The organism is Stenotrophomonas sp. HMSC10F07 (assembly GCF_001807895.1).
Classification (GTDB): Bacteria; Pseudomonadota; Gammaproteobacteria; order Xanthomonadales; family Xanthomonadaceae; genus Stenotrophomonas; species Stenotrophomonas sepilia.
This window is the reverse complement of the sequence record NZ_KV791394.1, coordinates 27,822-28,514: the sequence shown is the minus strand read 5'-3', so window position 1 is coordinate 28,514 and position 693 is coordinate 27,822. Positions and strand designations below refer to the sequence as shown.

At 69.1% G+C, this 693-nt stretch carries 1 protein-coding gene; it reads right to left on the bottom strand.

Annotated features, from left to right (window positions below):
* Positions 1 to 206: 206 nt before the first annotated feature.
* On the bottom strand, positions 207 to 578 hold the full coding sequence (locus tag HMPREF3114_RS11580) for a hypothetical protein (RefSeq protein WP_053501317.1): 372 nt from the start codon (positions 576 to 578) through the stop codon (positions 207 to 209).
* Positions 579 to 693: the final 115 nt, after the last annotated feature.

Genomic DNA, 693 nt, shown 5'->3' with positions numbered 1-693 from the left:
CTGTAGAGCCGAGCCCACGCTCGGCTGCGTTTTGCCCGATGAGCCCAGCGCAGGCTCGGCTCTACAGAGCGCGGGGCCATCCGCCAACGGCATCCAGGCAGGATGCGAATATCCTGTAGAGCCGAGCCCACGCTCGGCTGCGTCTTGCCCGATGAGCCGAGCGCAGGCTCGGCTCTACACCAACAGCATCCACGCTCGGCGTAGGTCTACTCGGGGTGCAGACGAAAAATGGCGTGGTTGGTCAGCGCCAGCGCGGCCAGCTTCAGGCCTTCCATTACGCGGTCGCCCACGTAGTGCTCCGGGCCGCCGTTCTGGCGGGCGCGCTCGGCGGCCAGCAGGATCTCGTTGACGATGCGCAGGCCGGCCAACGCGCCGTCGCTGTCGGCCAGCGCCAGGCAACGGCCCGGCAGCTGGTGGCGTTCTGGCCAGGGCTGGCCGTCGGCGGCCACGCCGCGGCCGATCTGGTGCAGCAGCGCGATCAGGTTGCTGGGGTCGGGCGTTGCGCTCGCTTCCTCGCCCTCATCGGCGTTGGCCGGGGCGTACTGGGTGCGCAGAGGGGGAATGTCGGAAGGGTTCATGGCGGGTCTCCGTACAAGGCTACGGTGCCACCGCCCTTAACAAAGGCGGCGGGACGGTACGTGGCTGGAAACCGGGACGATTGGGCGTTGACCGGCGGGCGCACTCGCGTACACC